This is a genomic window from Rhabdothermus arcticus (assembly GCF_055382915.1).
Genome location: NZ_AP043808.1, coordinates 126,395 through 146,585 on the forward strand (window position 1 = coordinate 126,395; position 20,191 = coordinate 146,585).

Consider the following 20,191-nt stretch of genomic DNA (forward strand, 5'->3'; position numbering starts at 1 on the left):
AGCATGCCGCGTAGCTTGAAAAAAGGCGTCTTCGTCGACGAGCACCTGCTCGCCAAGATCGTCGCCATGAACGAGAAGGGCGAGCGCCGGGTGATCAAGACCTGGAGCCGCCGCTCGACGATCGTTCCCGAGATGGTGGGGCACACCATCGCCGTCTACAACGGCCGCCAGCACGTCCCGGTGTACATCACCGAGAACATGGTCGGCCACAAGCTCGGCGAGTTCGCCCCCACCCGCACCTACCGCGGCCACGGCAAGGACGCCAAGGCCACGAAGAAGAAGTAGGGAGGCCAGGCATGGAAGCGAAAGCTACTGCCCGCTACATCCGCACCTCCCCGCGAAAGGCGCGGCTGGTCGTGGACCTGATCCGGGGCAAGAAGGCCCAGGAGGCGGACCAGATCCTGCGCTACCTCAACAAGCGCGCCGCCCGGCCGGTGCGCAAGGTCCTCAGGAGCGCGATGGCCAACGCCGTCAACAACCACGACATGCTCGAGGACGCGCTCTACGTCAAGGCCGCCTGGGTGGACGAGGGGCCGGCGTTCAAGCGCATCCTGCCCCGGGCCCGCGGGCGTGCCGACATCATCAAGAAGAAGACCAGCCACATCACCATCGTCTTGGAGGAGCGGCATGGGGAATAAGATCAATCCCGTCGGGTTCCGGCTGGGCATCACCCGCGACTGGGAGTCGCGCTGGTACGCCGGTAAGAAGGACTACAAGCACCTCCTCGAGGAGGACCGCAAGATCCGCGAGCTGATCGAGCGCGAGGTGCCCCACGCGGGGATTGCCCGCATCGACATCGAGCGCGCCGCGGACAACGTCAGCGTCACCGTGCACGTGGCCAAGCCGGGGGTGGTCATCGGCCGCGGCGGGGAGACGATCAAGCGCCTGCGCGCGGACCTCGAGCGCCTCTTCCCCAACCGCACGATCATGCTCAACGTCCAGGAGGTGCCGAACCCCAACCTCTCGGCGCCGCTGGTCGCGCAGCGGGTGGCGGAGCAGATCGAGCGCCGCTTCGCGGTGCGCCGGGCGATCAAGCAGGCGGTCCAGCGGGTGCGCGAGTCCGGGGCTCAGGGGGCCAAGGTCATCGTCTCCGGCCGCATCGGCGGCGCCGAGCAGGCCCGCACCGAGTGGGCCGCCGACGGCCGCGTGCCCCTGCACACGATCCGCGCCAACATTGACTACGGCTTCGCCCTGGCGCAGACCCCCTACGGCGTCCTGGGGGTCAAGGCCTACGTCTTCCTCGGGGAGAAGATCGGCGATCGCGCCTCGGCGAAGGCGGCCAAGGCCCGCGAGGAGCGGCCGCGCCGTCGCCGTCCGACCGTGCGTCGCCGGGTGAAGAAGGAGGGCAAGTCCGATGCTGATGCCTAAACGCGTCAAGTACCGCAAGCAGCAGCGCGGCCGGATGAAGGGCGCGACCAAGGGCGGGCACTACGTGGCCTTCGGCGAGTTCGGTCTGATGGCCCTGGAGCCCGCCTGGATCACCGCCCAGCAGATCGAGGCCGCGCGCGTGGCGATGGTGCGCCACTTCCGCCGCGGCGGCAAGATCTTCATCCGCATCTTCCCCGACAAGCCCTACACCAAAAAGCCCCTCGAGGTCCGCATGGGGAAGGGCAAGGGCAACGTCGAGGGCTGGGTGGCGGTGGTCAAGCCCGGCCGCATCATGTTCGAGGTCGCCGGCGTGAGCGAGGAGGCGGCCCGCGAGGCCTTCCGGCTGGCTTCCCACAAGCTGCCGATCAAGACCAAGGTGGTGAAACGCGATGCCTACGATGAAGCCCAATGAGATCCGGCATCTGAGCCCGGAGGAGATCCGAAAGAAGGTGGTGGAGAAAAAGCGCGAGCTGATGGACCTGCGCTTTCAGGCCTCGATCGGCCAGCTCTCGCAGAACCATCGCATCCGCGAGACCAAGCGGGAGATCGCGCGCCTTCTCACCATCCTGCGCGAGAAGGAACTGGGGATTGGGGAGTAAGCGATGCCGAAGAAAGTCCTAACCGGAGTCGTCGTCAGCGACAAGATGGACAAGACCGTCTCGGTCTTGGTCGAGCGCCAGTTCCCCCACCCCCTCTACGGCAAGGTGGTGCGCCGCTCGAAGAAGTACCTCGCCCACGACGAGGAGAACGCCTACAAGGTGGGGGACGTGGTGGAGATCGTCGAGGCCCGACCGGTGTCCAAGCGCAAGCGCTGGCGCGTCCTGCGCCGCCTGGAAGAGGGCCGGATGGACCTCGTCGAGCGCTTCTTCCTGCGTAAGAAACGGGGGGCGTGATGGTTCAGCAGGAAACGATGATGGAGGTCGCCGACAACACCGGCGCGCGCAAGATCCTGGTGATCCGCGTGCTCGGTGGGTCGGGCCGCAAGTACGCGAGCGTCGGCGACGTGGTGGTGGCCACGGTCAAGGAGGCGATCCCCCGGGGTCAGGTCAAGGAGGGGGATGTGGTCAAGGCCGTGGTGGTGCGCACCAAGAAGGAGGTCAAGCGCCCCGACGGCTCCGCGATTCGCTTCGACGACAACGCCGCGGTGATCATCAACAACCAGGGCGAGCCGCGGGGGACCCGCGTCTTTGGCCCGGTGGCCCGCGAGCTGCGCGAGAAGAAGTTCATGAAGATTGTCTCCCTGGCGCCGGAGGTGCTCTAAGATGCAGGGCCGCGTACGTCACGTCAAGAAGGGCGACACCGTGGTTGTGGTCTCGGGCAAGTATCGGGGCAAGACCGGCAAGGTGCTCGCCGTCTACCCGAAGAAGTTCCGTGTCCTGGTCGAGGGCGTGAACATCGTCAAGAAGGCCGTCCGGGCCACGCCGGACAACCCCCAGGGAGGCTTTCGCGAGCAGGAGGCCCCGATCCACGCCGCCAAGGTGCGCGTGGTCTGCCCCCAGTGCGGCCGGCCCGTGCGGGTGAAGCGCAAGGTCCTCGAGGACGGCACCAAGGTCCGCGTGTGCAACCACTGCGGCGCCGCCCTGGATTCGTGAGGTGAAGCATGCCGCTCGACGTGAAGCTTAAGAGGAAGTACGAGGAAGAGGTCGTGCCCGAGCTGATCAAGCGCTTCGGGTACAAGAACAAGATGCAGGTCCCCCGCCTGGAGAAGGTCGTCGTCAACCAGGGGCTGGGCGAGGCCAAGGAGGACGTGCGTATCCTGGAGAAGGCGGCCAAGGAGCTGGCCCTGATCACCGGGCAGAAGCCGGTCATCACCCGGGCGCGCAAGTCGATCTCCAACTTCCGCCTGCGCAAGGGGATGCCGATCGGCCTCAAGGTGACGCTGCGCCGCGACCGCATGTGGATCTTTTTGGAGAAGCTGATCAACGTCGCGATGCCCCGCCGGCGCGACTTCAGGGGGATCGACCCCAACGCCTTCGACGGGCGCGGCAACTACAACCTGGGGCTGCGCGAGCAGCTCGTCTTCCCCGAGATGACCTACGACATGGTGGACCAGACCCGGGGCATGGACATCGCCGTGGTCACCACCGCCGAGACCGACGAGGAGGCGAGGGCGCTCTTGGAGCTCCTCGGCTTTCCCTTCAAGAAGGAGAAGTAGATGGCGAGAAAAGCCCTCATCGAAAAGGCCAAGCGCAAGCCCAAGTTCAAGGTTCGCGCCTACACCCGTTGCAGCCGCTGCGGCCGCAGCCGGGCCGTGTACCGCTACTTCGGCCTCTGCCGTATCTGCATCCGCGAACTCGCCCACAAGGGGCAGCTTCCGGGAGTGAAAAAGGCCAGCTGGTAGCGGGAGCGGTCGAGGGGCTTCCCTCGAGACCGCCCGCGCGACGTCAGGAAAAAGGAGAAGAACAATGCTGACCGACCCGATCGCGGACATGCTGACCAGGATCCGGAACGCCACCATGGTCTACAAGGACCAGGTGGACGTGCCGGCCTCCAAGTTCAAGGAAGAGATCGTCAAGCTCCTGGTCAAGGAGGGCTACCTCAAGGGCTACGAGCGCATCGAGAACGATGGCAAGCCCATCCTCCGCCTCTTCCTCAAGTACGGCCCGATCAAGCGCACCCCCAAGGGCCGCAAGCCCGAACAGGTGATCAAGCACATCCGCCGCGTCTCCCGTCCCGGCCGCCGGGTCTATGTCTCGGCGAGCGAGGTGCCGGTGGTCAAGCGGGGGTTGGGGATCGCCATCCTCTCCACCTCCAAGGGCGTGATGACCGACAAGGAGGCCCGTCGCCAGAAGGTCGGCGGCGAGGTCGTTTGCGAGGTGTGGTAGCGATGAGCCGAATCGGACGCATGCCGATCCCGCTGCCCCAGGGCGTGACCGTCGAGATTCGCCCCGGGGAGGTGAAGGTCAAGGGGCCCAAGGGCGAGCTGGTGGTCGCGGTGGACCCGGAGATGGAGATCGTCCTCGAGGACAACGTCATCCAGGTCAGGCGGCCCAGCGACGCCCGGCGCCACCGCGCGCTGCACGGCCTGACCCGGACGCTGATCGCCAACGCGGTCGAGGGGGTGACCAAGGGCTACGAGAAGGAGCTCGAGATCCGGGGCATCGGCTACCGCGCCAAGATGACCGGAAACAAGCTCGAGCTCTCGGTGGGCTTTTCCCACCCGGTCCTCTTCGAGCCCCCCGAGGGCATCAAGATCGAGGTGCCGGAGCCGACCAAGATCAAGGTATCCGGCATCGACAAGCAAAAGGTCGGCCAGGTCGCGGCCAACATCCGCGCCATCCGTCCCCCCGACGCCTACAAGGGCAAGGGCATCCGCTACGCCGGCGAGGTGGTCCGTCTCAAGCCCGGTAAGGCCGGCACCACCAAGTAGGAGGAACCATGGCCAGACTCAACGCATACCAGCGTCGCAAGTTCCGCACCCGCAACCGCGTCCGCCGCGCCGCGCGGGGTAAGCCGCGCCTTTCGGTGTTTCGCAGCCTGAAGCACATCTACGCCCAGATCATCGACGACGAACAGGGGGTGACCCTGGTGGCGAGCTCCAGCCAGGTGGTCGAGGCCAAGGGGCGCAAGACCGACGTGGCCCGCGAGGTGGGCCGGGACCTGGCGAAGAAGGCGCTCGAGAAGGGGATCACCGAGGTGGTCTTCGACCGCGGCCCCTACAAGTACCACGGCCGGGTCAAGGCCCTGGCCGAGGGGGCCCGTGAGGGCGGCCTCAAGTTCTAAGAGGAGGGGACATGCCGGAGACCGACTTTGAAGAAAAGATGATCCTGATCCGCCGGACGGCCAAGACCTACCAGGGCGGGCGGCGCTTCCGCTTCGGGGCGCTGGCCGTGGTGGGGGACCGCCAGGGCCGCGTCGGGGTGGGCCTAGGCAAGGCCAAGGAGGTGCCTTTGGCGGTGCAGAAGGCCCAGGCGGTGGCGCGCAAGAACCTCGTCGAGGTGCCGATCGAGAACGGCACCATCCCCCACGAGATCGAGGTCGAGTACGGGGCGACCAAGATCGTGCTGCGTCCCGCGGCGCCGGGGACCGGCGTCATCGCTGGCGCGGTGCCCCGGGCGATCCTCGAGCTCGCCGGCTACACCGACATCCTCACCAAGGAGCTCGGCAGCCGCAACCCAATCAACGTCGCCTACGCCACCATGGAGGCCTTGAAGCAGCTCCAGACCTGGGACGAGGTGCGGCGGCTGCGCAAGGAGGAGGTGCGCTGATGGCGAAGCTGCGGGTGAAGCTCGTCAAGAGCCCCATCGGCTACCCCAAGGACCAGAAGGCCACCCTGCGTGCCCTGCGCCTGACCAAGATGCACAAGACCCGTGAGCTTCCGGACAACCCCGCGATCCGGGGCATGATCCGGAAGGTCGTCCACCTGGTGGAAGTGGAGGAGGTTCGATGAAACTCACCGATCTGCGACCCAATCGGGGTGCCACCAAGCGCAAGAAGCGGGTGGGCCGGGGCACCTCCTCGGGCCACGGCAAGACCGCGACCCGCGGCCACAAGGGGCAGAAGTCGCGCTCCGGGGGCCTGAAGAACCCGGCCAAGCACGAGGGCGGGCGCTCCACCCTCCTGATGCGCCTCCCCAAGCGGGGCATGCGCGGGCAGGTTCCCGGCGCGATCCCCCGAACCGTCTACCAGGAGGTCAACCTCAAGGACCTGGCCCGGAAGTTCCCCGAGGGTGGAGAGATCACCGTCGAGGCCCTGGTCGAGGCCCGGCTGGTGCGCAAGGTCGCGCCGGTCAAGCTGCTCGGCACCGGCGAGGTCGAGGCCGCTTACACCGTCCGCGTGGACGCCGCGAGCAAGCGTGCGATCGAGAAGATCGAGGCCGCTGGAGGCAAGGTCGAGCTGTTAGGCAAGGGGGCCTAGGATGCTCCGGGCCTTTCGCGACGCCTTCGTGATCCCCGAGCTGCGCCAGCGGCTCCTCTTCACGCTGGTCATGCTGGCGTTCTTCCGCTTGGGGACCTTCATTCCCCAGCCCGGGGTGGACATCGAGAAGATCCGCCAGTTCGTCGCCGGCCCGGCGGGGGGCATCTTCAACATCATCAACCTTTTCTCCGGGGGCAACTTCCGCAACTTCTCGATCTTCGCCCTGGGGATCATGCCCTACATCACCGCGGCGATCATCATGCAGCTTTTGGTCACCGTGGTGCCCAGCCTGGAGAAGCTCCAGCGCGAGGGCGAGGAGGGGCGGCGCATCATCCAGCAGTACACCCGCGTCGGCGGCCTGGCGCTGGCCGCGTTTCAGGGCCTCTTCCTCTCGGTGGCCTTCTTGGAGTCCGGCAACGGCCAGTTCCTCCTCCCCGGCTGGGAGCCGGGCTGGGGCTTTCGCTTTTTGGTCGTGATCACCCAGGTCGCGGGGACCGCGCTCTTGCTCTGGATGGGCGAGCGCATCACCGAGTACGGCATCGGCAACGGCGTCTCCCTGATCATCTACGCCGGGATCGTGGCCAACTGGATGCCCCAGCTCCTGCGCATGTTCGGCCTGATGCAGCAGGGCGAGCTCAGCCTTCTGCAGGTGCTCTTCTTCTTCCTCTTCATCGTCCTGGCCATCGCGGGGATGGTCGCGGTGACCATGGCCGAACGCCGCATCCCGGTGCAGTACGCGCGCAAGGTCGTGGGACGGCGGGTCTACGGGGGGCAGAGCACCTATCTGCCGATCAAGCTCAACGCGGCCAACGTCATCCCCATCATCTTCGCCGCGGCGATCATCCAGATCCCGATCTTCCTCACCGCCCCCTTCCGGGACAACCCGGTGGCCCAGGCCATCGCCAACTTCTTCAACCCCACCACCGTGACCGGGTTGACGATCGAGGTGATCCTGGTCATCCTCTTCACCTACATCTACACCGCGGTGCAGTTCGACCCCAAGCGCATCGCCGACAACCTGCGCGAGTACGGGGGCTTCATCCCCGGGGTGCGCCCGGGCGAGCCCACGGTGCGCTTTCTGGAGCACACGATCAGCCGGCTTACCCTCTGGGGGGCGCTCTTTTTGGGTCTGGTCACGGCGCTGCCCCAGATCATCATGAACCTCACCGGGGTGCAGGCCTTTAGCTTCTCCGGGATCGGGCTCTTGATCGTCGTGGGGGTGGCCCTGGACACCCTGCGCCAGATCGAGAGTCAGCTGATGCTGCGCAACTACGAGGGCTTCCTCTCCAAGGGCCGGATCAAGGGAAGGAGCGGCTTCTAGATGGCGGCGCCTAAGGTCCTGATCCTGCTCGGCCCCCCGGGCGCGGGGAAGGGCACCCAGGCCGCGCGCCTCGCCGAGCGGCTGGGGTTGAAGAAGATCTCCACCGGGGACATCCTGCGCGAGCACGTGCGCCGGGGTACCGAGCTGGGCCAGCAGGTGGCACCGATCATGGCCCGGGGGGACCTGGTCCCCGACGAGCTGATCCTGGCCATCATCAAGGCCGAGCTCGAGGCCCTGCCCGAGATCCGGGTCCTCTTCGACGGCTTCCCCCGCACCCTCAAGCAGGCCGAGGCGCTGGACCGGCTGCTCGAGGCGCTGGGGGTCGGGGTGGACGCCGCGGTGCTCCTCGACGTCCCCGAGGACGAGCTCGTCGCCCGGCTGCTGCGCCGCGCCCAGGAGGAGGGCCGCGCCGACGACAACGAGGCCACGATCCGCCGCCGGCTCGAGGTCTACCGCCAGGACACCGAGCCGGTCGTCGACCACTACGCCAAAAAGGGCGTCCTCTTCCGGGTCCAGGGGGTCGGGGAGATCGAGGCGATCACCGACTGCGTCCTGAAGGCGATCGGGGAGGCCTAGTGGCGATTCCCCTGAAGACCCCCGAGGAGATCGAGGCCATGGCCGAGGCCGGGCGGCGGCTCGCCGGGGTGATGGAGCGGGTCGCCGCCCACGTCCGCCCCGGCGTGACCACCGCCGAGCTTGACGAGATCGCCCGCGAGGCGATCGAAAAGGCCGGGGCCAAGCCGGCCTTCCTCGGGTATCAGGGCTACCCCGCGACGATCTGCGCCAGCGTCAACGAGGTCGTGGTGCACGGGATTCCCGGCAAGGTCCCGCTCAAGCCCGGGGACCTGCTCTCGATCGACCTCGGCCTCTTCTACGAGGGCTTCGCCGCGGACATGGCCCGCACCTTCCCGGTGGGGGAGGTCAGCCCCCGCGCCCGGCGCCTGATCAAGGTTACCGAGGAGGCCTTCTACAAGGGCCTGGAGAAGGCCCAGCCGGGCAAGCGGGTGGGGGACGTGGCCCACGCGATCCAGCGGCACGTCGAGAAGGCGGGGTTTTGGGTGGTGCGGGAGTTCGTCGGCCACGGCATCGGGCGGGCCTTCCACGAGGAGCCCCAGGTGCCGAACTTCGGCCGTCCCGGGACCGGGCCCAAGCTGCGGCCGGGCATGGTCCTGGCGATCGAGCCGATGGTTACCCTTTTCCCGGCGAATGTGGTAGTATTGCAAGATGGTTGGACGGCGAGCGCCGGACGGGGCAACCTCGCCGCCCATTACGAACACACCGTGGCCATCACCGAAGCCGGTCCTCGGATTTTGACGGCGACGAGGAGGTAGCTGTGGCGAAGGAGAAAGACACCATCCGCACCGAAGGCGTGGTCCTCGAGGCCCTGCCCAGCACCCGTTTCCGGGTCAAGCTGGACTCCGGCCCCGAGATCCTGGCCTACGTGTCGGGCAAGATGCGCCGCCACTGGATTCGCATCCTCCCCGGGGACCGGGTGGTGGTGGAGATCTCCCCCTACGATCCCACCCAGGGGCGGATCGTTTACCGGAAGTGAGGTTTGGGCATGAAGGTACGGGCATCGGTCAAGAAGATGTGCGACAAGTGCAAGGTGGTGCGCAGGCACGGCCGGGTCTACGTGATCTGCGAGAACCCCAAGCACAAGCAACGGCAAGGGTGAGGTAGATGGCGAGAATCGCAGGCGTTGAGATTCCCAGGAACAAGCCGGTGGGCATCGCGCTCACCTACATCTACGGGGTGGGGCGCACGCGGGCCAAGGAGGCGGTCGAGGCCGTCGGTCTGGACTGGCACACCCGGGTTAAGGACCTGACGGACGCCGAGGTGGTCAAGCTCCGCGAGTACGTGGAGAACACGTGGAAGCTCGAGGGCGAGCTCCGCGCCGAGGTCCAGGCGAACATCAAGCGTTTGATGGACATCGGTTGCTACCGCGGCTTGCGTCACCGCCGTGGGCTGCCGGTGCGCGGCCAGCGCACCCGCACCAACGCCCGTACCCGCAAGGGCCCGGGCCGGCCCGTCGCGGGCAAGAAGAAGGCCCCCCGGAAGTAAGCTTCCGGCCAGTCGATACTCCTAGGAGGAGAGTATGGCCAAGAAAAAAGCCAAAACTACGAAAAAGAAGACCAAGCGTCAGGTGGCGCACGGGAAGGCCTACATCCACGCCACCTACAACAACACCATCGTCACCATCACCGACCCCGACGGCAACCCGCTGACCTGGTCGTCGGGCGGGGTGATCGGTTATAAGGGCAGCCGCAAGGGCACGCCCTACGCCGCCCAGCTGGCGGCGATGGACGCGGCCAAGAAGGCCCAGAACTTCGGCATGAACTCGGTGGACGTGATCGTCCGGGGCACCGGCGCCGGCCGCGAGCAGGCGATCCGCGCCCTGCAGGCCTCCGGGCTCCAGGTGCGTTCCATCGTCGACGACACGCCGGTGCCGCACAACGGCTGCCGTCCCAAAAAGAAAAGGCGGGGGTAAGTAAACCATGGGTAAGTACAGAGGACCGGTCTGCCGGCTTTGCCGCCGCGAAGGCATCAAGCTCTATCTCAAGGGCGAGCGTTGCTACGGGCCCAAGTGCGCGCTCGAGCGCCGTCCCTACCCGCCCGGCCAGCACGGCCAGCGTCGCGCCCGCCGCCCTAGCGACTACGCCGTGCGGCTCCGGGAGAAGCAGCGCCTGCGCCGCATCTACGGCCTCAACGAGCGCCAGTTCCGCAACCTCTTCGAGGAGGCCGCGAAGAAGAAGGGCGTCACCGGCACGGTGTTCCTGCACCTCCTCGAGTCCCGCCTGGACAACGTCGTCTACCGCCTGGGCCTGGCCTCGAGCCGCCGCCAGGCGCGGCAGCTGGTGCGCCACGGGCACATCACGGTCAACGGCCGGCGGGTGGACATCCCCAGCTACCGGGTCAAGCCCGGGGACGTGATCGGGGTCCACGAGCGCTCGAAGAACCTCGACGTCATCCAGGCCAACGTCGAGCTGGCCAAGGGTCGGAAGGGCAGCCCCTGGCTGGCGTTCGACGCCGGCAAGCTCGAGGGTAAGTTCCTCCGTCTGCCGGATCGCGAGGACCTCGCGCTGCCGGTGAACGAGCAGCTGGTCATCGAGTTCTACTCGAGGTGAGCATGGAGACTTTGGAGACCAGCCGCATCCGCACCCCGAAGTTCGAGGCCAAGGTCGAGGGCAACTACGGGGAGTTCGTGCTCGAGCCGCTGGAGCGCGGCTTCGGCGTCACCCTCGGCAACCCCCTGCGCCGGGTCCTGCTCTCCTCGATCCCCGGGACCGCGGTCACCAGCGTCTACATCGAGGACGCGATGCACGAGTTCCAGACCCTCCCCGGGGTACGTGAGGACGTGGTGCAGATCATCCTCAACCTCAAGGAGCTGGTGGTCAGGTTCCTGGACCCGGGGATCGAAACCCTGACCCTGCGCCTGCGTGCCGAGGGGCCCAAGGAGGTCTACGCCCGGGACCTCGAGGTCCCCTCCGACGCCGAGATCGTCAACCCCGACCTCTACATCGCCACCCTCGCCGAGGGGGCCCGGCTGGTGATGGAGGTCCGGGTGGACCGGGGCGTGGGCTACGTCCCCGCGGAGCGCCACAACATCAAGGACCGGATCAACTCGATCCCCGTCGACGCCCTCTTCTCGCCGGTGCGCCGCGTCGCCTACCACGTCGAGGACACCCGTCTGGGCAAGCGCACCGACCTCGACAAGCTCACCCTCAGAATCTGGACCGATGGCTCGATCAGCCCCCAGGCGGCGCTGACCCAGGCGGTTGAGATCCTCAAGGGGCAGTTCGACCACTTCCTTTCCGGGGCCGGGGCCGAGGCCCCGGTGGCCGAGCCTGAGGTCGCGCCGCCCGCTGAGCCCAGCGAGCCCGAGCCCACCCGCACCCCGCTTGCCGAGCTCGGGCTGCCCACCCGTGTCCTGCACAACCTCGAGGAAGAAGGCATCCACACCGTCGAGGACCTGCTCGCCCTGACCAAGCGGGACCTCAAGCGCGTCCCGGGCATCGGCGAGCGCAGCCTCGAAGAGATCGAAGAGGCCCTGGCCCAGCGCGGCCTGGCGCTTAAGGAGGGATAAGCATGCGGCACAGGAAGGCCGGACGCAAGCTTGGCCGCCACTCGAGCCACCGCCTGGCGCTGTTGCGCAACCAGGCGACCCAACTCCTGCGGCACGGCCGCATCACCACCACGATTCCCAAGGCCAAGGAGCTCAGGAGCTTCGTCGAGCCGTTGATCAGCATCGCCCGGCGGGGCGACCTCGCTGCCCGCCGGCGGGTCCTACAGGACATCCACGACAAAGCGGTGGTGCGCAAGCTCTTCGACGAGATCGCGCCGCGGATGCAGGACCGCCCCGGAGGCTACACCCGGATCCTCAAGCTGGCCAAGCGCCGCAAGGGCGACGGCACCCAGCTGGCCCTGATCGAGCTGGTTGAGGCCCGGGTCGAGGAGACGGCCGAGGCCTGAGGGCGCAAAAGGAGGCGGCGGGGCCCCTGGCCCCGCCGCTTTTTTAGAGCTCCTCCTCGGCTTCTTCGGCCTCGACCTCTTCGAGCGGGATCGTAGGGTAGACCCGGCGCCCCCCGGGCTCGCGCTCCAGCGTCTCGCGCAGGTCCCGGAGGTCGATGAAGCGGTCGGCCGCGGAGCGCAGGTCGAGGTCGACGTTTTCCTCCAGCCCCAGCAGCCAAACCTCCTTGCCCATCGCCCGTACCGCCTCGACTGGGGCGGCGAGGCCGGCCGGGGCGGCGCTCAAGAGGGCGACGTCCCAGCGCGGCGCGGTCAGCAAGAGGTCGGTGGCGATGACCGCGTCAAAACGGGGTTCGGCGTGCACTTCGCGCCAGCGAACCGTGTAGCCCATGAAGACCAGCGCGTTCAAGAACTTCTTCTGACGTTCGTCGGCCAGATCGGTGACCGGTGCGTAGTAAAAGGCGTTATAGAGGGTGTGATCGCGGGAAAAGTGCTCGAGGGTCTTGCGGTGATCGAGGTTCCAACCCATGCGGCGAGAAGCGGCGTACGCGTAGGAACCGTCGATAAAAACTGCCAGTCGATCCATGTCCGGATCATCTTAACCTGAATTTTTTTAGATTGTAAGCACAATTTTGCCCTTGGCTTCGCGGGCTTCCAGCCGCCGGTGGGCCTCGGCGGCGGCCTCCAGCGGCAGGACTGTGTCCAGCACCGGTTGGAGCCGGCCCGCCTCGACGAAGCGGGTGATCGCGAAGAGGCGCGCCTTGGGGGCCATCGTCGAGCCGTAGATCGTCAGCTGCCGGAAGAAGACGTGGTGCAGGGGCGTCTTTGCCTCGTAGCCGCTGGTGGCGCCGACCAGCGCGATCCGCCCGCCGTTCTGGGTGGCCTTGATGACCCCTTCCCAGTAGGCCTGCCCGGTGGAGTCGGCGACCGCCTCCACCCCGCGCCCCCCGGTCAGCTTGCGTACCGTCTTGTACCAGTCGGGCTCGCTGTAGTTCACCGTTGCGTCGGCGCCGAGGCGTTTGGCCAGCTCGAGCTTCGCCTCGTTGCTGGCGGCGGCGATGACCCGGGCCCCGAAGAGCTTCGCGATCTGGATCGCGGCGACCCCCACGCCGCTCGCCGCGGCCATCACCAGCACCGTCTCCCCGGGCCTGACCGCGAGCTTGTCCACGACCATCTGCCAGGCGGTGAGGAAGGTCAGGGGATAGGCCGCGGCGGCCTCGAAGGAGAGGCCCTCGGGTTTTTTCAGCACGTTGATCTCGGGGACCACCACGAACTCGGCGTAGGTCCCCATCCGGTGCTCGCCGAGGATGCCGTAGGCCGGGCAGAGGTTGTCCCGTCCTGAGAGGCAGGCCTCGCAGCGGCCGCAGGAGACCCCGGGATTCAGCACCACCGCCTCGCCGATTCGCGCCTCGCTCACCCCGGGGCCCACGGCGTCGATCACCCCGGCGCCGTCCGCGCCCGGAACGTGGGGAAAGCTGAGCCGGGGGTTGGCCACGCCGCGGCGCACCCAGACGTCGAGGTGGTTGACGCCTGCGGCCTTAAGGCGAACCCGGACCTCGCCGGGTCCGGGTTCGGGGTCGGGCAGCGGGCCCAAGGTCAGGACCTCGGGACCGCCAAACCCTTCGATGTAGACCGCGCGCATGCCCCAAGTCTACCCTTTCAGGGCCTGCACCGCCTTCGCGACCTCCTCGTAGGGGGGCTCGAGGCCCGGGTTCTCGCCCACCCAGACCCAGCGGATCACGCCGTTTTCGTCGACCACGAAGACCGCGCGCTGGGCCAGCTCCTTCAGTCCCTTGAGCTCGGGGAGCACCACGTCGAAGGCGCGGATCGCCTCCTTGTTGAAGTCGGAAAAGAGCGGGTAGGGGATCCGGTTTTTTTCCGCGAACGCGGCCTGGCAGAAGGGGGTGTCGACGCTGATCCCCACCACGTCGGCCCCCACGCTGGCGTACTGGTTCAGCGCGTCGCGAAAGGTGCAAAGCTCCTTTTCGCAGACCGAGGTGAAGGCCCCGGGGAAGAAGAGCAGCACCAGGGGCTTGCCCCGGCCGTAGCTGGAAAGGTCGACCGGGTTAAGGTCCTTGTCGAACACCACCGCTTTGGGAACACGATCACCAACGCTTAGCGCCATACCTTACCTCCCGGCCCAAGTTTACCCCTGAGCGGGTGGGGCGAAAGGGTGGTCGGTGCAACAATAGGGCCATGCCCGAGGTCAAGGGCCGCTTCGTGACCTTCGATCCCCCGCCCGGGGCGCGCCAGCTGATCGGCGACTTCACCGACTGGAAGCGGCGTCCGCTCCCGCTCAATGGCCCGGTAACCCTGGAGTTTCCCTTAGGGGCCTACATCGAGTACGCCTACCTCGACGCCGAGGGCCGGCCCTTCCCCGATCCCGGCGCCCCGATGGCCGCGGAGAACCCCTGGTGGCCCTACGCCCGCGCGGTCACCACCCCGGGCTGGCGCTACGAGGCGCCGCCGCTGGCCGCGGTGCCAAAGGACCGGCTGCTTCGCGAGCGGCTCCCCTCCGGCCGTCCGGTGATCGTCTACGAGCCGCCGGTGCCGCCGGTGGCCGTGATCCTGATCCAGGACGGGGTGGCGTTCGCGCGCATCGGGCGGATGCCCGAGGTCGCCGAGGCCTTGATCCAGGCGGGGGAGATCCACCCGGTGCGTCTGGTCTTCGTCGAGCCCCGCGACCGCGACCGGGAGTACCGCATGGACCCCGGCTACCGGTCCCTGGTGCTCGAGGAGGTCGTTCCGGCCTTCGCCAGGGGGCTGGTCTGGGGCAGCTGGGGGGCTTCGCTGGGCGGGTTGATGGCGCTCTGGCTCTGGCAGCAGGGGCACGCCGCCTTCGCGATGGCCCACTCCCCCGCGCTCAAAGCCATCCCCGGGGGGCGCGACGCCTACACCGAGCCGGAGTGGCTGACCTCCGCCCTGGTCCCGGTGGAGGGCCGGGCCTACCTCGAGGTCGGCCTTTTGGAGTGGCTCTTGGCCCCGGTTCGGCGCTTTGCCGCCCGCCTCGCCGACCTAGGCCAGCCTCACGGCTACCGGGAGCGTCCTTCCGGACATAACTGGGTGACCTGGCGTCAGGGCATCGCCCCGGGACTTCGCTACCTGGTGGGGCGGGACCTGGCGTTTTAACGTAGGCGCATGGGACCGCTCCAGGGGCTCAAGGTGCTCGACCTCTCCCGCGTCCTCGCGGGTCCCTTCGCCACCCAGGTCCTCGCCGACCTGGGGGCCGAGGTCTGGAAGGTCGAGCGTCCCAGCGGGGACGACACCCGCGCCTGGGGTCCGCCCTTCGTCGCCGGGGAGAGCGCCTACTTCCTCTCCGCCAACCGGGGCAAGAAGAGCCTCGTGATCGACTTCAAGGACCCCCGCGGAAGGGATTTGGTGCGCGCGCTGGCCCGGCGGGCGGACGTGCTCGTCGAGAACTTTAAGACCGGAAGCCTCGCCAAATACGGCCTCGACTACCCCGCGCTCAGCGCCGAGAATCCCGGTCTGATCTACGTCTCGATCACCGGGTTCGGCCAGACCGGCCCGCGGGCCCACGAGCCTGGCTACGACGCCGCGCTGCAGGGCATCACCGGGCTGATGAGCCTGACCGGCGCGCCCGACGGCCCCCCGATGAAGGTCGGGGTGGCGTTGATCGACGTGCTCACCGGCTGGGCGGCGGTCTCCGGCATCCTCGCCGCCCTCCTCGAGCGCGAGCGCTCGGGCCGCGGCCAGCACCTCGACCTCAGCCTCTGGGACGTGGCCCTGGCCTCGCTGGTCAACCAGGCCCAGGCCTACCTGGTCACCGGCACGCCGCCGCGACGGATGGGCAACGCCCATCCCCAGATCGTTCCTTACGAGGCCTTCGAGGCCGCCGACGGCTGGTTCATCCTGGCCGTGGGCAACGACGCCCAGTTCGCCCGCCTGGCGGGCCTCCTCGGGCATCCGGAGTGGGCCGAGGACCCGCGCTTTCGCACCAACGCCGGTCGCGTGACCCACCGTGAGGCCCTGATCCCCATGCTGCGGGAAGCCTTCAAGTGCGCCCCGCGGGCGGATTGGCTCTCCCGTCTCCAGGCCGCGGGCATCCCCGCGACCCCGGTGAACGACCTCAAGGAGGCCTTCTCCGATCCCCAGGCCGAGGCCCGGGGGGTGGTCTGGACGCTCGCCCACCCCACGATCGGCCCGCTCAAGACGGTGGCCAATCCCTTGCGCTTGTTCTCGCGCACCCCGGCCGTGCCGAAGGGCCCGCCCCCGGTGCTGGGGGCGCACACCGAGGAGGTGCTCAAAGACGTGCTCGGCCTGGACGAGACGGCCCTCGCCGCGCTGGCCGCGGACGGGGTGATCCTTACCCCTCGTTCAAAAACGCGGCCTTGATGGCCTCGGCGAGGGCCGCGCCAGGGGTCTTCCCCTCGCCCCGGTGGGCCTCGGTCTCCTTTTCGATCCAGACCTCGCTCTCGCCGAACGTGCCTTCTTTAAAGAGCGCACCGCGCCAGCCCTGTTTCAAAAGGGCGGCGATCGCCTCGCCCAGGGATCCGACCGAGAACCCGCGAACGAAGAGGGCCTCGGCGGCCTCGGCGTCGAGGTCGTCGGCGAGGCCCTGGCGGGCCTTGACCGCGCCGTAGAGGGGGTCCCTGGCCTCCATCACCCCGCCCTGGGCGAAGTAGTGCTTGAGGAGCTTCAGCCAGTCGCCGGTGCGGCTTGCCGGGGCCATCGCCGCGTAGCTCTCCGCGAGGTCGGCGTCCGTGTAATCCCGGTAGCGGTCGGTGTGCACGACGACCTTCCGGGGCAGGCGGGGGCGGGGGGCGGGGGTCTCCGCCGGCACCCCCACCACCAGACCGGAGATCGGCAGCACGCCGGTGGGGAGCGAGAGCAGATCGCGCACCTCGTCGGGCCGGTTGAGCACCCCGCCGATCCAGCAGATGCCGTACCCCAACGCCTCGGCCATCGTCGCCAGGTTGGCCCCGGCGAGGGCCGCGTCGAGGATCGCGAAGTGCAGCGCGGTGCGCGGCCAGTGGCCGAGGGATTCGCCGCGGTGGGCGAGGAGCCGGCCGAGGCGGTAGACGTCGGCGAGGATCACGAAGAACTCCGCGGCCTCTTCCACGTGGCGCTGGTCGCCGGCGAGGTGGGCCAGGCGCTTGCGCAGCGCCGGGTCCTTGATCCGAAGGATGCTGTAGAGCTGGGCGGTCGCGTCGGTCGGGGCGCGTTGCGCGGCGAAGAGCATCTTCTCGACGTCGGCCTCGGGAATCGGGTCGCGCTTGAAGGCGCGGACGCTGGCGCGCGTCTTGTAGAGGTCGTAGAGCTCCATAGGGACAATCTACCCCGCAGCGGCCCCGATATAATCGCCAGGGACGTTTAAGGAGGGGAGAGCATGGCGATACGCGTAGCGGTACCCAAGGAGACGGTCCCCGGAGAACGCCGGGTGGCCGTGACCCCGGAGGTGGCCGGCCGCATGGCCAAGCAGGGGTATGAGGTCAGGGTCGAGGCCGGGGCCGGGGAGGGAGCGTTCTTTGCGGACGCCGACTACGAGAAGGCCGGGGCCGAGGTCGTCCCGGACAAGGCGGCGCTCTACCCGGAGGCGGACCTGATCCTGAAGGTGCAGCCCCCGGCCGAGGAAGAGGTGGACCTGATGCGGCCAGGGGCGGTGGTGGTGGGCTTCTTGCAGCCTCACCGCTACCCTGAGCGGGTGAAGCGGATGGTGGAGAAGAAGGTCAACGCCTTCGCCCTCGAGCTCATCCCCCGTATCACCCGGGCCCAGGCGATGGACGTGCTCTCCAGCCAGGCCACCGTCGTCGGCTACAAGGCGGCCCTGATCGGCGCCGACCTGCTGCCCAAGTTCTTCCCCATGCTGACCTACGCCGCGGGGACGATCCGCCCCGTCAAGGTCCTGGTCCTCGGGGCCGGCGTCGCCGGGCTGCAGGCAATCGCCACCGCCCGCCGTCTGGGGGCGGTGGTCGAGGCCTACGACGTGCGCCGGGCTGCCGGGGAGCAGGTGCGCAGCCTGGGGGCCAAGTTCCTGGAGCTGGACATCGACGCCGAGACCGAGGGCGGCTACGCCCGCGAGCTCACCCCCGAGGAGAAGGAGATGGAAAAGCAGATGGTCGCCGACGCGGTGGCCCGGGCCGACGTGGTGATCACCACCGCCCAGATCCCCGGGCGGCGGGCGCCCCTCCTGATCACCCAGGAGATGGTCGAGCGCATGCGCCCGGGGGCGGTGATCGTGGACGTCGCCGCGGAGTCCGGGGGGAACGTGGCCCTCACCCAGCCCGGGGAACGGGTCGTGCACCGGGGCGTCACGATCTACGGCCCGGTCAACCTGCCCTCCGAGCTCAGCGTGCACGCCTCGGAGATGTACGCGAAGAACCTCTACAACTTCGTCGGGCTCCTGACCAAGGACGGGGCGACCCTGGCCCCGGACTGGGAGGACGAGATTTTGGCCAAAAGCGTCCTGGTCTGGGACGGCGAGGTCCGGCACGAACCCACCAAGGCTCGACTGGAGGAGGGATCGGCATGATCGAACTGGGGTTTTGGCCCGCGCTCTACATCTTCATGCTCGCGGCCTTCACCGGCTATGAGGTGATCAGCCGCGTCCCGGTCATCCTGCACACGCCCTTGATGTCCGGGTCGAACTTCATCCACGGCGTCGTGGTGGTGGGGGCGATGTTCGCCCTGGGGCACGCCACCACCCCGCTGGAGCAGGCGATCGGTTTTCTCGGGGTGCTGCTCGGGGCGGCCAACGCCGCCGGCGGCTACGCGGTGACCGAGCGCATGCTGGAGATGTTCGAGCGCAAGAAGGGGGGCGAGGCATGACCCAGGTCATCCAGGCCATCTACTTCCTCACCGCGATGGCCTTCATCTACGCGCTCAAGCAGATGAGCCACCCCAAGACCGCCCGTCAGGGCGTGGTCTACGCCGGCTACGCGATGGCCGCGGCGGTCCTGGCGACCTTCCTCTGGCCGGGGATGCACAACCTGGGGCTGATGATCGTGGCCCTGGTCATCGGTTCGGCGATCGCCTGGTGGGGGGCCAAGGTCGTCGCCATGACCGACATGCCCCAGATGGTGGCGATCTACAACGGCATGGGTGGCGGCGCGGCGGCGACGATCGCCGCGGTCGAGCTCATGCGCGGGGACCTGCCCCCCGCCCTGGCGGCGCTCGCGGTGCTCGGCGGGCTGATCGGCTCGGTGAGCTTTTCCGGCTCGATGATCGCCTTCGCCAAGCTGCAGCGGCTGATGCGCGAGCGCCCCATCACCTTCCCCGGGCAGCAGGTCTTCAACCTGGCCTGGCTGGCGGTGACCGTCGTCCTTGGCGGGGTGCTGGTCTTCACCCAGCCGCTCTCGCTGATCCTGCTCTTCTTCCTCTTGGCCCTGGTCTTCGGGGTGCTGATGACCCTGCCCATCGGCGGCGCCGACATGCCGGTGGTGATCAGCCTCTACAACGCCTTCACCGGCCTGGCGGTGGGCTTTGAGGGGATCGCGCTCTCCCAGCCCGCGCTGATGGTCGCCGGCACCGTCGTCGGGGCGGCGGGCACGCTGCTCACCCAGCTGATGGCCAAGGCCATGAACCGCTCGCTGACCAACGTCCTCTTCGGGGCCTTCGGGGCCGTCGAGCAGGAGGCGGAGATCGAGGGGGAGATGAAGGAGACCTCGATCGAGGACGCGGCGGCGACGATGGCCTACGCGAACAAGGTGATCATCGTCCCCGGCTACGGCATGGCGGTGGCCCAGGCCCAGCACAAGATCAAGGAGCTGATGGACGAGCTGGAAAAGCGCGGGGTGGAGGTGAAGTTCGCGATCCACCCGGTCGCCGGTCGGATGCCCGGGCACATGAACGTGCTCCTCGCCGAGGCCGGGGTGCCTTACGACAAGCTCTACGACCTCGAGGACATCAACCCCGAGTTCGAGTCCGCGGACGTGGCGTTGGTGATCGGGGCCAACGACGTGGTGAACCCCGCCGCCCGGCGCGAGGGCAGCCCCCTCTATGGGATGCCGATCCTCGACGTCGACAAGGCCAAGAACGTCTTCGTGATCAAGCGCGGTCGGGGGAAGGGCTTCGCGGGGATCGAAAACGAGCTCTTTTACATGGACAACACCCGCATGCTCTTCGGCGACGCCAAGGAGGTCGTGACCAAGCTGGTCCAGGCGATCAAGCAGTACTGAGCCGGGACCTTCCGGGCGCCGGTCCAAGGGCCGGCGCCCGTTT

At 68.1% G+C, this 20,191-nt stretch carries 35 protein-coding genes; 31 read left to right on the top strand and 4 right to left on the bottom strand.

Going from position 1 to position 20,191, the window contains the following annotated elements; all coding sequences use genetic code 11:
• The first annotated feature begins 3 nt into the window (after positions 1 to 3).
• The 26 genes from rpsS to rplQ all read left to right on the top strand — a co-directional run bounded on the left by rpsS (position 4) and on the right by rplQ (position 12,016).
• On the top strand, positions 4 to 285 hold the full coding sequence (rpsS, locus tag ACZ48Y_RS00675) for a 30S ribosomal protein S19 (protein WP_464741159.1): 282 nt from the start codon (positions 4 to 6) through the stop codon (positions 283 to 285).
• An 11-nt stretch (positions 286 to 296) separates the two neighbouring features.
• Entirely contained in the window at positions 297 to 638 is a 342-nt protein-coding gene (rplV, locus tag ACZ48Y_RS00680) for a 50S ribosomal protein L22 (RefSeq protein WP_464741161.1), read from the top strand.
• Entirely contained in the window at positions 628 to 1,368 is a 741-nt protein-coding gene (gene rpsC, locus ACZ48Y_RS00685) for a 30S ribosomal protein S3 (RefSeq protein ID WP_464741163.1), read from the top strand. The genes rplV and rpsC overlap by 11 nt, the downstream gene beginning before the upstream one ends.
• Positions 1,355 to 1,780 carry a 50S ribosomal protein L16 gene (rplP, locus tag ACZ48Y_RS00690; protein WP_464741165.1) on the top strand — a complete coding sequence of 142 codons (426 nt, stop codon included), beginning with the start codon at positions 1,355 to 1,357 and terminating at the stop codon, positions 1,778 to 1,780. Before rpsC ends, rplP begins: the two co-directional genes overlap by 14 nt.
• Positions 1,767 to 1,967, top strand: a complete 201-nt coding sequence (gene rpmC / locus ACZ48Y_RS00695; protein WP_464741167.1) for a 50S ribosomal protein L29 — start codon at positions 1,767 to 1,769, stop codon at positions 1,965 to 1,967. The genes rplP and rpmC overlap by 14 nt, the downstream gene beginning before the upstream one ends.
• Before the next feature lie 3 nt (positions 1,968 to 1,970).
• Positions 1,971 to 2,261: a 30S ribosomal protein S17 gene (gene rpsQ, locus ACZ48Y_RS00700; protein WP_464741169.1), complete on the top strand. Its 291-nt coding sequence runs from the start codon at positions 1,971 to 1,973 to the stop codon at positions 2,259 to 2,261.
• On the top strand, positions 2,261 to 2,629 hold the full coding sequence (gene rplN, locus ACZ48Y_RS00705; RefSeq protein WP_464742756.1) for a 50S ribosomal protein L14: 369 nt from the start codon (positions 2,261 to 2,263) through the stop codon (positions 2,627 to 2,629). Before rpsQ ends, rplN begins: the two co-directional genes overlap by 1 nt.
• A gap of 1 nt (position 2,630) precedes the next feature.
• Positions 2,631 to 2,960: a 50S ribosomal protein L24 gene (rplX, locus tag ACZ48Y_RS00710; RefSeq protein ID WP_464741171.1), complete on the top strand. Its 330-nt coding sequence runs from the start codon at positions 2,631 to 2,633 to the stop codon at positions 2,958 to 2,960.
• An 8-nt stretch (positions 2,961 to 2,968) separates the two neighbouring features.
• The gene (rplE, locus tag ACZ48Y_RS00715; RefSeq protein WP_464741173.1) at positions 2,969 to 3,523 is read left to right on the top strand and encodes a 50S ribosomal protein L5; all 555 of its coding nucleotides are present in this window, start codon (positions 2,969 to 2,971) and stop codon (positions 3,521 to 3,523) included.
• Positions 3,524 to 3,709, top strand: a complete 186-nt coding sequence (locus ACZ48Y_RS00720; protein ID WP_464741175.1) for a type Z 30S ribosomal protein S14 — start codon at positions 3,524 to 3,526, stop codon at positions 3,707 to 3,709.
• A gap of 64 nt (positions 3,710 to 3,773) precedes the next feature.
• The gene (gene rpsH / locus ACZ48Y_RS00725) at positions 3,774 to 4,193 is read left to right on the top strand and encodes a 30S ribosomal protein S8 (RefSeq protein WP_464741177.1); all 420 of its coding nucleotides are present in this window, start codon (positions 3,774 to 3,776) and stop codon (positions 4,191 to 4,193) included.
• Between the two features lie 2 nt (positions 4,194 to 4,195).
• Entirely contained in the window at positions 4,196 to 4,738 is a 543-nt protein-coding gene (gene rplF, locus ACZ48Y_RS00730) for a 50S ribosomal protein L6 (protein WP_464741179.1), read from the top strand.
• Between the two features lie 8 nt (positions 4,739 to 4,746).
• Complete coding sequence (gene rplR, locus ACZ48Y_RS00735) at positions 4,747 to 5,091, top strand: 50S ribosomal protein L18 (RefSeq protein ID WP_464741181.1); 345 nt, start codon at positions 4,747 to 4,749, stop codon at positions 5,089 to 5,091.
• A gap of 11 nt (positions 5,092 to 5,102) precedes the next feature.
• Entirely contained in the window at positions 5,103 to 5,576 is a 474-nt protein-coding gene (gene rpsE / locus ACZ48Y_RS00740; RefSeq protein ID WP_464741183.1) for a 30S ribosomal protein S5, read from the top strand.
• Positions 5,576 to 5,758 (top strand): 50S ribosomal protein L30, encoded by a 183-nt coding sequence (rpmD, locus tag ACZ48Y_RS00745; RefSeq protein WP_464741185.1) that lies wholly within the window; start codon positions 5,576 to 5,578, stop codon positions 5,756 to 5,758. The genes rpsE and rpmD overlap by 1 nt, the downstream gene beginning before the upstream one ends.
• Positions 5,755 to 6,225 carry a 50S ribosomal protein L15 gene (gene rplO / locus ACZ48Y_RS00750; protein ID WP_464741187.1) on the top strand — a complete coding sequence of 157 codons (471 nt, stop codon included), beginning with the start codon at positions 5,755 to 5,757 and terminating at the stop codon, positions 6,223 to 6,225. Before rpmD ends, rplO begins: the two co-directional genes overlap by 4 nt.
• A 1-nt stretch (position 6,226) precedes the next feature.
• Positions 6,227 to 7,546, top strand: a complete 1,320-nt coding sequence (gene secY / locus ACZ48Y_RS00755) for a preprotein translocase subunit SecY (RefSeq protein WP_464741189.1) — start codon at positions 6,227 to 6,229, stop codon at positions 7,544 to 7,546.
• Positions 7,547 to 8,122: an adenylate kinase gene (locus tag ACZ48Y_RS00760; RefSeq protein WP_464741191.1), complete on the top strand. Its 576-nt coding sequence runs from the start codon at positions 7,547 to 7,549 to the stop codon at positions 8,120 to 8,122.
• Positions 8,122 to 8,877 (top strand): type I methionyl aminopeptidase, encoded by a 756-nt coding sequence (gene map / locus ACZ48Y_RS00765; protein WP_464741193.1) that lies wholly within the window; start codon positions 8,122 to 8,124, stop codon positions 8,875 to 8,877. The genes ACZ48Y_RS00760 and map overlap by 1 nt, the downstream gene beginning before the upstream one ends.
• 2 nt (positions 8,878 to 8,879) lie before the next feature.
• On the top strand, positions 8,880 to 9,098 hold the full coding sequence (infA, locus tag ACZ48Y_RS00770; protein WP_464741195.1) for a translation initiation factor IF-1: 219 nt from the start codon (positions 8,880 to 8,882) through the stop codon (positions 9,096 to 9,098).
• Between the two features lie 9 nt (positions 9,099 to 9,107).
• The gene (gene rpmJ / locus ACZ48Y_RS00775) at positions 9,108 to 9,221 is read left to right on the top strand and encodes a 50S ribosomal protein L36 (protein ID WP_041438733.1); all 114 of its coding nucleotides are present in this window, start codon (positions 9,108 to 9,110) and stop codon (positions 9,219 to 9,221) included.
• Positions 9,222 to 9,226: 5 nt separating this feature from the next.
• The gene (gene rpsM / locus ACZ48Y_RS00780; RefSeq protein WP_464741197.1) at positions 9,227 to 9,607 is read left to right on the top strand and encodes a 30S ribosomal protein S13; all 381 of its coding nucleotides are present in this window, start codon (positions 9,227 to 9,229) and stop codon (positions 9,605 to 9,607) included.
• Between the two features lie 34 nt (positions 9,608 to 9,641).
• A complete protein-coding gene (gene rpsK, locus ACZ48Y_RS00785) occupies positions 9,642 to 10,034 on the top strand; it encodes a 30S ribosomal protein S11 (protein WP_464741199.1) in 393 nt (130 codons plus the stop codon).
• Between the two features lie 7 nt (positions 10,035 to 10,041).
• Complete coding sequence (rpsD, locus tag ACZ48Y_RS00790) at positions 10,042 to 10,671, top strand: 30S ribosomal protein S4 (RefSeq protein WP_464741202.1); 630 nt, start codon at positions 10,042 to 10,044, stop codon at positions 10,669 to 10,671.
• Positions 10,672 to 10,673: 2 nt separating this feature from the next.
• Positions 10,674 to 11,630 carry a DNA-directed RNA polymerase subunit alpha gene (locus ACZ48Y_RS00795; protein ID WP_464741204.1) on the top strand — a complete coding sequence of 319 codons (957 nt, stop codon included), beginning with the start codon at positions 10,674 to 10,676 and terminating at the stop codon, positions 11,628 to 11,630.
• 2 nt (positions 11,631 to 11,632) lie between these two features.
• Positions 11,633 to 12,016 carry a 50S ribosomal protein L17 gene (gene rplQ, locus ACZ48Y_RS00800; protein ID WP_464741206.1) on the top strand — a complete coding sequence of 128 codons (384 nt, stop codon included), beginning with the start codon at positions 11,633 to 11,635 and terminating at the stop codon, positions 12,014 to 12,016.
• A 43-nt stretch (positions 12,017 to 12,059) separates the two neighbouring features.
• On the opposite strand, the gene ACZ48Y_RS00805 is transcribed toward rplQ, so the two are convergent.
• Genes ACZ48Y_RS00805 through ACZ48Y_RS00815 form a run of 3 tightly spaced genes read right to left on the bottom strand, consistent with a single transcriptional unit; the run spans position 12,060 to position 14,138 of the window.
• Positions 12,060 to 12,599 carry a LabA-like NYN domain-containing protein gene (locus ACZ48Y_RS00805; protein ID WP_464741208.1) on the bottom strand — a complete coding sequence of 180 codons (540 nt, stop codon included), beginning with the start codon at positions 12,597 to 12,599 and terminating at the stop codon, positions 12,060 to 12,062.
• Between the two features lie 27 nt (positions 12,600 to 12,626).
• Positions 12,627 to 13,655 (bottom strand): zinc-binding dehydrogenase, encoded by a 1,029-nt coding sequence (locus ACZ48Y_RS00810; RefSeq protein ID WP_464741210.1) that lies wholly within the window; start codon positions 13,653 to 13,655, stop codon positions 12,627 to 12,629.
• 9 nt (positions 13,656 to 13,664) lie between these two features.
• A complete protein-coding gene (locus tag ACZ48Y_RS00815) occupies positions 13,665 to 14,138 on the bottom strand; it encodes a redoxin domain-containing protein (protein ID WP_464741212.1) in 474 nt (157 codons plus the stop codon).
• A gap of 71 nt (positions 14,139 to 14,209) precedes the next feature.
• On the opposite strand from ACZ48Y_RS00815, the gene ACZ48Y_RS00820 reads away from it, so the two are divergent.
• Together ACZ48Y_RS00820 and ACZ48Y_RS00825 are read left to right on the top strand one after the other, a co-directional pair.
• Positions 14,210 to 15,142 (top strand): alpha/beta hydrolase-fold protein, encoded by a 933-nt coding sequence (locus tag ACZ48Y_RS00820; protein ID WP_464741214.1) that lies wholly within the window; start codon positions 14,210 to 14,212, stop codon positions 15,140 to 15,142.
• 9 nt (positions 15,143 to 15,151) lie between these two features.
• A complete protein-coding gene (locus ACZ48Y_RS00825; protein WP_464741216.1) occupies positions 15,152 to 16,366 on the top strand; it encodes a CaiB/BaiF CoA transferase family protein in 1,215 nt (404 codons plus the stop codon).
• On the opposite strand, the gene ACZ48Y_RS00830 is transcribed toward ACZ48Y_RS00825, so the two are convergent.
• Entirely contained in the window at positions 16,338 to 17,297 is a 960-nt protein-coding gene (locus tag ACZ48Y_RS00830; protein ID WP_464741219.1) for a nitroreductase family protein, read from the bottom strand. The genes ACZ48Y_RS00825 and ACZ48Y_RS00830 overlap by 29 nt on opposite strands.
• Positions 17,298 to 17,360: 63 nt before the next feature.
• Here ACZ48Y_RS00830 and ACZ48Y_RS00835 point away from each other — a divergent pair, with 63 nt between their 5' ends.
• From ACZ48Y_RS00835 to ACZ48Y_RS00845, 3 genes are read left to right on the top strand one after another with little or no spacing between them, the layout of a single operon-like run.
• Complete coding sequence (locus ACZ48Y_RS00835; RefSeq protein ID WP_464741221.1) at positions 17,361 to 18,503, top strand: Re/Si-specific NAD(P)(+) transhydrogenase subunit alpha; 1,143 nt, start codon at positions 17,361 to 17,363, stop codon at positions 18,501 to 18,503.
• Positions 18,503 to 18,799, top strand: a complete 297-nt coding sequence (locus ACZ48Y_RS00840) for an NAD(P) transhydrogenase subunit alpha part 2 (protein ID WP_464742758.1) — start codon at positions 18,503 to 18,505, stop codon at positions 18,797 to 18,799. Before ACZ48Y_RS00835 ends, ACZ48Y_RS00840 begins: the two co-directional genes overlap by 1 nt.
• Positions 18,796 to 20,148 carry an NAD(P)(+) transhydrogenase (Re/Si-specific) subunit beta gene (locus tag ACZ48Y_RS00845; protein ID WP_464741223.1) on the top strand — a complete coding sequence of 451 codons (1,353 nt, stop codon included), beginning with the start codon at positions 18,796 to 18,798 and terminating at the stop codon, positions 20,146 to 20,148. Before ACZ48Y_RS00840 ends, ACZ48Y_RS00845 begins: the two co-directional genes overlap by 4 nt.
• Positions 20,149 to 20,191: the final 43 nt, after the last annotated feature.

Bases quoted from the DNA above. Each gene is read 5' to 3' on its own strand.
- rplO (WP_464741187.1), top strand. From the start codon at position 5,755: ATGAAACTCACCGATCTGCGACCCAATCGGGGTGCCACCAAGCGCAAG.
- rpsK (WP_464741199.1), top strand. From the start codon at position 9,642: ATGGCCAAGAAAAAAGCCAAAACTACGAAAAAGAAGACCAAGCGTCAG.
- rplN (WP_464742756.1), top strand. From the start codon at position 2,261: ATGGTTCAGCAGGAAACGATGATGGAGGTCGCCGACAACACCGGCGCG.
- rpsD (WP_464741202.1), top strand. From the start codon at position 10,042: ATGGGTAAGTACAGAGGACCGGTCTGCCGGCTTTGCCGCCGCGAAGGC.
- rplQ (WP_464741206.1), top strand. From the start codon at position 11,633: ATGCGGCACAGGAAGGCCGGACGCAAGCTTGGCCGCCACTCGAGCCAC.
- ACZ48Y_RS00835 (WP_464741221.1), top strand. From the start codon at position 17,361: ATGGCGATACGCGTAGCGGTACCCAAGGAGACGGTCCCCGGAGAACGC.
- ACZ48Y_RS00810 (WP_464741210.1), bottom strand. From the start codon at position 13,655: ATGCGCGCGGTCTACATCGAAGGGTTTGGCGGTCCCGAGGTCCTGACC.
- rpsH (WP_464741177.1), top strand. From the start codon at position 3,774: ATGCTGACCGACCCGATCGCGGACATGCTGACCAGGATCCGGAACGCC.
- rpsS (WP_464741159.1), top strand. From the start codon at position 4: ATGCCGCGTAGCTTGAAAAAAGGCGTCTTCGTCGACGAGCACCTGCTC.
- rpmJ (WP_041438733.1), top strand. From the start codon at position 9,108: ATGAAGGTACGGGCATCGGTCAAGAAGATGTGCGACAAGTGCAAGGTG.
- rpsQ (WP_464741169.1), top strand. From the start codon at position 1,971: ATGCCGAAGAAAGTCCTAACCGGAGTCGTCGTCAGCGACAAGATGGAC.
- rplR (WP_464741181.1), top strand. From the start codon at position 4,747: ATGGCCAGACTCAACGCATACCAGCGTCGCAAGTTCCGCACCCGCAAC.
- ACZ48Y_RS00720 (WP_464741175.1), top strand. From the start codon at position 3,524: ATGGCGAGAAAAGCCCTCATCGAAAAGGCCAAGCGCAAGCCCAAGTTC.
- ACZ48Y_RS00825 (WP_464741216.1), top strand. From the start codon at position 15,152: ATGGGACCGCTCCAGGGGCTCAAGGTGCTCGACCTCTCCCGCGTCCTC.
- ACZ48Y_RS00795 (WP_464741204.1), top strand. From the start codon at position 10,674: ATGGAGACTTTGGAGACCAGCCGCATCCGCACCCCGAAGTTCGAGGCC.
- rplP (WP_464741165.1), top strand. From the start codon at position 1,355: ATGCTGATGCCTAAACGCGTCAAGTACCGCAAGCAGCAGCGCGGCCGG.
- rplE (WP_464741173.1), top strand. From the start codon at position 2,969: ATGCCGCTCGACGTGAAGCTTAAGAGGAAGTACGAGGAAGAGGTCGTG.
- ACZ48Y_RS00845 (WP_464741223.1), top strand. From the start codon at position 18,796: ATGACCCAGGTCATCCAGGCCATCTACTTCCTCACCGCGATGGCCTTC.
- rpsC (WP_464741163.1), top strand. From the start codon at position 628: ATGGGGAATAAGATCAATCCCGTCGGGTTCCGGCTGGGCATCACCCGC.
- rplX (WP_464741171.1), top strand. From the start codon at position 2,631: ATGCAGGGCCGCGTACGTCACGTCAAGAAGGGCGACACCGTGGTTGTG.
- rplF (WP_464741179.1), top strand. From the start codon at position 4,196: ATGAGCCGAATCGGACGCATGCCGATCCCGCTGCCCCAGGGCGTGACC.
- secY (WP_464741189.1), top strand. From the start codon at position 6,227: ATGCTCCGGGCCTTTCGCGACGCCTTCGTGATCCCCGAGCTGCGCCAG.
- rplV (WP_464741161.1), top strand. From the start codon at position 297: ATGGAAGCGAAAGCTACTGCCCGCTACATCCGCACCTCCCCGCGAAAG.
- ACZ48Y_RS00815 (WP_464741212.1), bottom strand. From the start codon at position 14,138: ATGGCGCTAAGCGTTGGTGATCGTGTTCCCAAAGCGGTGGTGTTCGAC.
- rpmD (WP_464741185.1), top strand. From the start codon at position 5,576: ATGGCGAAGCTGCGGGTGAAGCTCGTCAAGAGCCCCATCGGCTACCCC.
- ACZ48Y_RS00820 (WP_464741214.1), top strand. From the start codon at position 14,210: ATGCCCGAGGTCAAGGGCCGCTTCGTGACCTTCGATCCCCCGCCCGGG.
- ACZ48Y_RS00830 (WP_464741219.1), bottom strand. From the start codon at position 17,297: ATGGAGCTCTACGACCTCTACAAGACGCGCGCCAGCGTCCGCGCCTTC.
- rpsE (WP_464741183.1), top strand. From the start codon at position 5,103: ATGCCGGAGACCGACTTTGAAGAAAAGATGATCCTGATCCGCCGGACG.
- rpmC (WP_464741167.1), top strand. From the start codon at position 1,767: ATGAAGCCCAATGAGATCCGGCATCTGAGCCCGGAGGAGATCCGAAAG.
- ACZ48Y_RS00805 (WP_464741208.1), bottom strand. From the start codon at position 12,599: ATGGATCGACTGGCAGTTTTTATCGACGGTTCCTACGCGTACGCCGCT.
- ACZ48Y_RS00760 (WP_464741191.1), top strand. From the start codon at position 7,547: ATGGCGGCGCCTAAGGTCCTGATCCTGCTCGGCCCCCCGGGCGCGGGG.
- rpsM (WP_464741197.1), top strand. From the start codon at position 9,227: ATGGCGAGAATCGCAGGCGTTGAGATTCCCAGGAACAAGCCGGTGGGC.